10 protein-coding genes are annotated in these 6,027 nt (G+C 70.0%); 5 read left to right on the top strand and 5 right to left on the bottom strand.

What is annotated here, in order from left to right; all coding sequences use genetic code 11:
- Positions 1–8 precede the first annotated feature (8 nt).
- A complete protein-coding gene (locus tag IEY21_RS17205) occupies positions 9–149 on the top strand; it encodes a four-helix bundle copper-binding protein (RefSeq protein ID WP_505686539.1) in 141 nt (46 codons plus the stop codon).
- Between the two features lie 30 nt (positions 150–179).
- Here IEY21_RS17205 and IEY21_RS14430 read toward each other — a convergent pair whose 3' ends face one another.
- The 4 genes from IEY21_RS14430 to IEY21_RS14415 form a co-directional block, all read right to left on the bottom strand.
- Positions 180–479, bottom strand: a complete 300-nt coding sequence (locus IEY21_RS14430; protein ID WP_188905046.1) for a DUF1622 domain-containing protein — start codon at positions 477–479, stop codon at positions 180–182.
- A gap of 6 nt (positions 480–485) precedes the next feature.
- Positions 486–899, bottom strand: coding sequence for a DUF1622 domain-containing protein (locus IEY21_RS14425; RefSeq protein WP_188905045.1), 414 nt, complete (start codon positions 897–899; stop codon positions 486–488).
- Between the two features lie 90 nt (positions 900–989).
- Positions 990–1,730 (bottom strand): ribonuclease HI, encoded by a 741-nt coding sequence (locus IEY21_RS14420; RefSeq protein ID WP_188905044.1) that lies wholly within the window; start codon positions 1,728–1,730, stop codon positions 990–992.
- 117 nt (positions 1,731–1,847) lie between these two features.
- Entirely contained in the window at positions 1,848–2,054 is a 207-nt protein-coding gene (locus IEY21_RS14415; protein WP_188905043.1) for an XRE family transcriptional regulator, read from the bottom strand.
- A 47-nt stretch (positions 2,055–2,101) separates the two neighbouring features.
- Here IEY21_RS14415 and pyrE point away from each other — a divergent pair, with 47 nt between their 5' ends.
- From pyrE to trmB, 3 genes are read left to right on the top strand one after another with little or no spacing between them, the layout of a single operon-like run.
- A complete protein-coding gene (gene pyrE / locus IEY21_RS14410; RefSeq protein WP_188905042.1) occupies positions 2,102–2,680 on the top strand; it encodes an orotate phosphoribosyltransferase in 579 nt (192 codons plus the stop codon).
- A gap of 52 nt (positions 2,681–2,732) precedes the next feature.
- Positions 2,733–3,503: an FAD-dependent oxidoreductase gene (locus tag IEY21_RS14405; protein WP_188905051.1), complete on the top strand. Its 771-nt coding sequence runs from the start codon at positions 2,733–2,735 to the stop codon at positions 3,501–3,503.
- Positions 3,500–4,474 carry a tRNA (guanine(46)-N(7))-methyltransferase TrmB gene (gene trmB / locus IEY21_RS14400; RefSeq protein ID WP_188905041.1) on the top strand — a complete coding sequence of 325 codons (975 nt, stop codon included), beginning with the start codon at positions 3,500–3,502 and terminating at the stop codon, positions 4,472–4,474. The genes IEY21_RS14405 and trmB overlap by 4 nt, the downstream gene beginning before the upstream one ends.
- 10 nt (positions 4,475–4,484) lie before the next feature.
- Here the strand turns inward: trmB and IEY21_RS14395 are convergent, their stop codons facing one another.
- Entirely contained in the window at positions 4,485–4,826 is a 342-nt protein-coding gene (locus IEY21_RS14395; protein WP_188905040.1) for a hypothetical protein, read from the bottom strand.
- 70 nt (positions 4,827–4,896) lie between these two features.
- Here IEY21_RS14395 and IEY21_RS14390 point away from each other — a divergent pair, with 70 nt between their 5' ends.
- A complete protein-coding gene (locus IEY21_RS14390) occupies positions 4,897–5,814 on the top strand; it encodes a class I SAM-dependent methyltransferase (RefSeq protein WP_188905039.1) in 918 nt (305 codons plus the stop codon).
- Positions 5,815–6,027: the final 213 nt, after the last annotated feature.

The raw sequence follows: 6,027 nt of genomic DNA, 5'->3' as shown, positions 1-6,027 counted from the left end.
AGGCGTGTCTGGCGGCGTGCCGGGCATGTGGGCAGGAATGCCAGGGGCACGCGGAGAAGATGAACATGGCGCACTGCGGGGTGTGTGCCGAGGCGTGCCGCCGCTGCGAGGCGGCGTGCCAGAAGATCCTCGATTCCCTGAGCGCCTGAAGTCTTCCCGCTGGGCCGCCTCAAGGCTGCTCAGCGGATACGCTGCACCTCAAACCCACGCCGCTCCCAGGTGATGACCCATTTCAGGGCAATCCGCAGCGCGAGGACAGCGACAAACAGCCCGATCTGGGACCATGTCGTGAGCTCCACGGTCTTTAACAAGGTCGCGACGAGTTTGAGATTCAGGGCACTCAGGATGCCGTCGGCGACTATTAGCCTTGCCCGGTTCAGGTCGTGCCCCCGCAGCAGGGCCCACAGCGCGCCGAGCACCGCGCCCGCGATCACCAGATTGGTGAGCAGTTCCACGAACAGGCGCAGGGCAGCGAACACGGCGGTCTATCCCGCCCTGTGCTGTGGGGGCCCGGCGGTGCTGTCGGCCCGTGCCCGCTCGGCCTCGCGGACCTCACGCTGCAGGAAATAATTCAGCGCGGTGCGGATGCCGGCGATGGCCGCGAGCTTGCCGATGTCGTTCCAGTTGGGCGCGATGGCAGTGCGCAGGATGTCGGCGGCGAGCAGGAACTCCAGCACCACCGACAGCCAGATGCCCAGGCGCAGCCGGATGGTCTCTTTCAAGGATTCGGGGCTGCCCTGGCGCAGGAAAAACAGCCCCAGCGAACGCCACAGCGCCTCCAGCACTGCGATGCCGACGATGATTCCCGAGGCGGCCTCCACCCCGGTGGCCAGGTACAGCGTGATCTGCCGCACCACCTCTTCGAACCTCGCGAACAACCCGGCTGTGTCCCCTTCCATCCCTGCAGGCTAGGGGCCGGGCGGGTCCGGAGGTGAGGCCGGTCCACAGGGGACGTTGAGAAAGGGGAGGGCTGCTCCCGACCGCTGAGCTCAGCCCACGCCCAGAAATTCCACCTGAATGCCGCTGGCCTCGGCCGCCTGCCGGGCAGTGACCAGCGTGGCCTGGGCTGCCGGGCGCAGGGCGCGCTCGGGCCGCTGCCACAGCGCCTGGGCCACCTTGCTTGCGCGGCGCACCAGCAGCACCTCACCGGGCTGCGCGAGCCCCACCGCCGCGAGCAACGCCTGGGCGCTGGGCGGCACCTCCGAGAGGGGATCGAGCGGGACGTGCGCCGTGACACGCTCGCCGCTGCGGCGCAGGCTCACGCGCGCCTCGGGCAGGGCGGGCCGCTGCTCGATCAGCACGTCGGCCTGTGCGGCGTCCAGTCCCGGCGTGCCCAGACCGCGCCGCGCGTCGTTGGCGAGGGCGTGCGCCGAGAGCATGTGCCGCCGGGTGCGGGGCACGTAGTCCACCCGCAGAGTCACGCCGCGCGCGTGCGCTCCGTCAAGCACCTCGCGCGCGAGTTCGGCCAGTTGGGGGCCCCCCCGTCCGCGCGACACGGCGGCGATCACGGCCTGGTTGTCGGTGAAGACCGACAGCGCCTCGCCGGGGGGGGCCAGCCGCACCGCCTCCAGCACCGCGCGCAGCTCGGCGGCATTGTTGTCCGGGGCATTCAGCTGCCCCTGAAAGCGGCCCGGCAGGGCGCCCGGCGTCAGCAGCACCAGCCCCCAGCCTCCGATCTCGCTGCCGTCGGGCAGTTCATGCCAGCTGGCATCCACGTACGCGTGGTTCACGCCTCACCTCCCCTGTGTTTCGCTGCTCCGGCGTTTGTCACCACACTCCAGCAGTGCCCTCCGGGCCGCCGGGCACCATCCGCAGGATGGCGCAGGGCCGCCCGGAGGGACCGGGCCCTACGCACGCTCCAGGCTGCTGTCCGGCCGCCGTTCCAGCACGTGCCGGGCCAGCGGATGCAGGCTGCGGGGACCGTGCTCGCCGCGCTCGGGCCGCTGCTGCAGGGGTACGCTCAGCCCGGTCGCACGGGCCAGGTCATCGAGGGGGAGGCCCAGCAGCTGCCGCCGCACATACACCACCGCACCGGGAAAGGGCACCGAAGTCATGCGCCATGATGCACCGCCGCCGCGTGCGGGAATGCGATACTCGCCGCATGGATGTTCTAGAGCTGTACCGCCAAGCCGGGGCCTACCACGAAGGGCATTTTCTGCTTGCCAGCGGGCGTCACAGTCCCAAATTCCTGCAGAGCACCACGCTGCTGCAGTACCCGCACCTTACCGAACAGATCGGCGCGGCGCTCGCCACCCGGCTGAGCGGGGCCGGCGTGCAGGCCGACTTTCTGCTGGGTCCTGCGATGGGCGGCGTGGTTCTGGCCTACGAGGTGGCGCGGCATTACCGCAACGATGCCGGAAAGGCGCCCCGCGCCCTGTTCGCCGAGAAGGACGGCCACGGCGGCATGAAGATCCGTGAGGCCTTCCAGATTGCCCCGGGCGAGACCTTTATCGCCGTGGAGGACGTGCTGACCACCGGAGGAAGCGTCCTGAAGGCCGTGCGCGCTGCCGAGGCCGCCGGAGGGCGCTGCGCCGCCGTCGCCTGCATCGTGGACCGCCGCGCCGCAGCAGGACCCCTGGAGGGATACCCGCTCGTTTCCCTGACCCGCCTGACCTTCGACACCTACCTGCCGCAGGACGTGCCCGAGTGGCTCGCGGCGATTCCGCTGCAGGAGATCTGACGGGGCGCGGGCTCCCGGTCCGCCGGGCGCCCCTGCTACACTCCCTCCCGTGATGTTTGGCCCCTCCTCTCCCCGCAGCCAGCCGCAGCCGGGGCATGTCTACGACGTGGCCGTGGTCGGCGCTGGCCTGGCCGGCTGCGAGCTGGCGTGGCGGCTGGCCCGCGCGGGCCGGGACGTGCTGCTGGTCTCGCAGGCCCTGGACCACCTGGGCAACCTGTACGCGCCGACCGTGCAGGACGCCGATTTTCCGGCCGGCAGCGTCTTCGCCGTGATCCGGGACCGCACCGCGCCCGATACCGACGGCTGGACCTTTCACCGGCAGCTCAAGGCCGAGCTGGAAGCCACGTCCGGCATTCACCTGTTGCAGAGCACCGTCACCGAACTGGATGAACTGCAGCCGAACGGAGTCCCGGCGGAGGTCGTTCTGTCCACCTGGGAGGGCCCGAAGCTGCGCGCCCGCCACGCTGTGCTGGCGGTGGGCGCGTTTCTCAAGGGCCGCTTGCTGATCGGCGACACGCTGGAGGAGGCCGGGCGGCTCTCGGAGGTCGCCTATGACTTTCTGGCCGACGATCTGGCCCGCAGCGGCGTGTGGCTGATCGGTGCGGAGGCCACGGCGGCGGGCGTGGAGGGAGCGCCGCCCTACGAGGTGCGGTTCCTGACGCCTGCCCCTGCCGAGCTGGACGGCTTTCACCTGAAACGCTTTGACCGGGTGCATGCGGTGGGCCGCTGCCTGCCCGGCGAGCACAGCTACCGCAGCGTGCTGGAGGACGCCGGCCGGCTGGCGGACGAACTGCTGGCGTCTTCCGGGGAGGCCGGCGCATGATCTTCCAGCTTGCAGACTTTCACTTTCCCGAACGTCCGGAGCGGCTGTACCCGCACACGCCGGACCGCCCGTGGGTGCTGGAAATCGGCTTCGGAGACGGGCGGTTCTGGCCGCACCACGCCGCGACCTTTGCCGAGGCCCCCAACTACCTGGGCGTGGAACTCTCGGGCGTGTCGCTGCTCAAGGCGCAGCGGCGGCTGCGGGGGGCAGGCCTGGACAACGCCATCGTGACCAAGCTGCCCGCCGACGTGCTGCTGCGCGAGGTCGTGCCCTCCGGGGCGCTGGACGCCATCGTGGTGAACTTTCCCGACCCCTGGCCCAAGGCCGGCCATCTGGACCACCGCCTGCTGCGCGCCTCCTTCTTCAGGATGGCCGCCGACCGCCTCAAACCCGGCGGCGCGGTGCTGCTCACCACCGACCACCAGGAATACTTCGACTTTGCCGTGGCCGAGGCGCAGGCCAGCGGGGCCATGCAGGTGGAACTCACCGCTCCGCCGCCCGCCGCGCTGGAAACCAAATACGCCCGCAAGTGGCGCGACCTGGGCCTGGACGCCCGGCACGCCCGCTTCACACCTACGGGGATGGTGACGGCGGCGCGTTCGCCGTCGCTCCTTGCCCCGTACCCGGAGGACGATCACGCTGTGCCCCACGCCATCCTGACCCTGCCCCCCCACTTTTCTCCCACCGACTTCGAGAAGCAGACCGCCCGCGCGGGAGGGTGGACCGTGGTGCTGCTCGACCTGTACGCCAGCCTGCGCCGCGACGGCTGGGTGGTGCTCGCCCACGTGGTCGAGGATGACCTGACCCAGGAGGTGCTGATCGGCGTGACGGGTCGGGAAGACGGCAGCCATCTGGTGCGGCTCGCCAAATTTGGCGGCCCGATCATCACGCCGGGAGTCAAGGCCGCCGTGGGCGTGGTGACCGAGTGGCTGGTGGGTCAGGGTGCCCAGGTGACCCACCGGGGCTACTGAGACCCCGGATTCATCCGCCCGTTTCGGTCCGGTAGGCGGCCTGAATCCGGGCCAATCCCGGCGCAAGGGCCAGCGCACGCAGCAGCGGCCCCTCCATGCACAGCTGCCCGCCGGTCAGGGCGGCCACCACATTCAGGTCGCCGCGCCAGAAGGCATGGGCAGTCTGGCCGCTCATGCGGAAGGTCAGGTCGTTGCCGGCGCGGCGGGCCGTCTCCCCCCGACTGACCTGGGCCTGCGCACCGTCCCGTCCGTCCACGCACACCCAGGCGTCCGGGTCGTGGAACGCGAAGGCCAGCGCCAGCCGTTCGCGGACCGGGCCGGGATCGGCCGTCTTCAGGAACACCTGCAGCAACAGGGCCTCCAGTTCCTCGCCGGTCTGAATTCGCCGCCGCCGATAGACGCGGTGCCCTATGCTGCCCTGGATGTCCGGCCTGACCTTTACCCTGGAACCCCTCTCGGAGATTCTGCCCGCCGTCCGGGCAGCGCTGCGCGAGCGGGGAGAGGTCCGCCTGAATGTGCCCGACCCGGACGCCGGGCTGGGGCTGTATGCAGGCGAGGTCGGCCCCGGCGGCCTACACCGCCCATGGTCCGTCTGGACCGATCTGGCCGACGTGCTGGGAGCCCACCTGCTGACCCCTGAGCGCGGCGAGGCGGGCCGGGTGTGGCTGGGGCTGCGCCGTCAGCACGCTGCACCCGCCCCCGATGCCGGCGGATACGGCGCCGGCAGCAGCTGGCAGCGGGTGAACAAACTGGAAGACCCAGTGTTTCTGCTGACCTTTGTGGAGGCGCTGCGCCGTACCCAGCCCCCAGCGGGCGGGCGGGTGCTGGCGCTGGGCGTCAACGCGGGCCGGGAACTGGAGGTTCTGCCCCTGGCCTTTCCCGGACTGCCCCTGACGGTGGTGGGTGTGGACACCGAGGCCTCGGCCCTGGACGCCGCCCGTACCCGCATTCCCCACGGAACCTTTCTGGAAGTGGACGTGACCACCCTGCCCCGGCCCGCGCTGGGCCGTTTCGACCTGATCGTGGCCCTCAGCCTGTTGCAGAGTCCGGGGGTGCGGGCCGACGTGCTGCTCTCGGCGCTGCGCAAGCATCACCTGACCGAAGGCGGCGGGCTGGTGCTGGGCTTTCCGAATGCCCGTTACCGCGACGGCGCGCTGAGCTACGGCGCCCGCATGCGCAACTTCGCCCGGCCCGATCTGAGTCTGCTGACCGCCGATGTCACGGACGCCCGGCGTGACCTGCAGAAGCGGGGCTTCAAAGTCTTTGTGACCGGCAAATACGAGGTGCTGCTCACAGCCATCCCGGCCACTCGACCCACCCCCACGGCCCTGGACCTGTAAATACAGCGCTTGACCTGACCCCACGGTGACCACCCCCACCGGGGGTGCCTCACCTGTCCAAAAAGTGAAGAAGCTGTGATCAGGCGGCTGAAAATCTCTCAACCGAGAGGTGTCCAGGGTTCAGAAGCTCTTTTGCTGCTTCTCATGATCTCTCATCTACCTGAAGAGCCTCTCCTTTCTAAAGACGGTGTAAGTGATGCGTAAGAGTGGAAT

This window comes from Deinococcus aerophilus (assembly GCF_014647075.1).
GTDB lineage: Bacteria > Deinococcota > Deinococci > Deinococcales > Deinococcaceae > Deinococcus > Deinococcus aerophilus.
The sequence above is the reverse complement of the archived record's forward strand: the minus strand, read 5'-3'. Positions and strand labels throughout refer to the sequence as shown.

Excerpts from the sequence above, each read along its gene's own strand:
- IEY21_RS14390 (WP_188905039.1), top strand. The coding sequence starts at position 4,897 with ATGTCCGGCCTGACCTTTACCCTGGAACCCCTCTCGGAGATTCTGCCC.
- IEY21_RS14405 (WP_188905051.1), top strand. The coding sequence starts at position 2,733 with ATGTTTGGCCCCTCCTCTCCCCGCAGCCAGCCGCAGCCGGGGCATGTC.
- IEY21_RS14415 (WP_188905043.1), bottom strand. The coding sequence starts at position 2,054 with ATGACTTCGGTGCCCTTTCCCGGTGCGGTGGTGTATGTGCGGCGGCAG.
- pyrE (WP_188905042.1), top strand. The coding sequence starts at position 2,102 with ATGGATGTTCTAGAGCTGTACCGCCAAGCCGGGGCCTACCACGAAGGG.
- trmB (WP_188905041.1), top strand. The coding sequence starts at position 3,500 with ATGATCTTCCAGCTTGCAGACTTTCACTTTCCCGAACGTCCGGAGCGG.
- IEY21_RS14425 (WP_188905045.1), bottom strand. The coding sequence starts at position 899 with ATGGAAGGGGACACAGCCGGGTTGTTCGCGAGGTTCGAAGAGGTGGTG.